General features: G+C 31.3%; 1 protein-coding gene. It reads right to left on the bottom strand.

All coding sequences use genetic code 11. From position 1 onward, the window contains the following. A partial coding sequence (locus AB1397_04775; GenBank protein ID MEW6482297.1) for a hypothetical protein occupies positions 1-479 on the bottom strand: 479 nt, incomplete at its 3' end. Between the last annotated feature and the right edge of the window lie 499 nt (positions 480-978).

Genomic DNA, 978 nt, shown 5'->3' with positions numbered 1-978 from the left:
ATTTTTTTCTCTATTACACCATCTGGAAGAATGCCTTTCTCAAGGCAAATATTCATCATATTCTTTGTCACCTCTTCTATCTCAATAAATACATTCTTAGTAGCCGATGCAATAAGCTTTATCTCTTGTGATGAAAGAGAAGGAAGGAGCTTTCCTATTTTTTCCTCTCTCCTTCCTCCTCCCTTTTCCCTTATCTCCTCTATCTTTGAAAAAAGCTTTGTAATATCCTCAAGCAATTTTAAAGAGGTCGTAAAATCAAGGGAGTAGGAAGGCAGGATTCTTGATTGTTCATCCTTTATTCTTTCTTCTGTTTTTTCTTTGTCTATTATGGAAAAATCAAATGGTGCTACATAGGTTTCCTTGCTGATTTCCCCTTTTTTTTGCCAATTTGGAATGCTTGCAGATGGGATAAGGAGAAAGAGGGACAAAATTATGCTTAAAGCTATCATTAAGAAGCGATAAACCCTTTTAATATCCATTAAGATGATTATACCTTTAAAAATTTAAGAAATCAAGTAAAAAAGTTAAAAAAGTCCAGATGGGTATAGACATACTTACCACCTTAAGGAAAGAAAAAATACAAAACAAAGGTATGTGTTTAGCTAATGCTTAATCTATCCTAATATGTTTAGCACGGCAACTTAGCAGAATCAGTATGTGTTTAGCTCCATTATAGTGTATATACCAACTTTTGGTTAAGATCATATTGTTAGCTAACGATACGTTGTATGATAATATTTTTTTCATCTTTTAGGTATTGAGCAGGGGTTTTATCTCCCAAACTCCTAAGCCTTTTATTTTGATTATAGTCATCAACAAACTCTAATAGCTTACTATTTATTACTCCCAAATTTATATTCGCTCATGTTTTAAACTTTGTACTTATAGTTAATTCCATAACGCTTTACAAAATGTATGTGTTTAGATAATCTTAAGGAAAACTTTATAAAATTATGAATTTTGAATGTTGAATTTTGA

It is taken from the genome of bacterium (genome assembly GCA_040756715.1).
Taxonomy (GTDB): domain Bacteria; phylum UBA9089; class UBA9088; order UBA9088; family UBA9088; genus JBFLYE01.
This window is presented reverse-complemented; position numbering and strand designations above follow the sequence as displayed.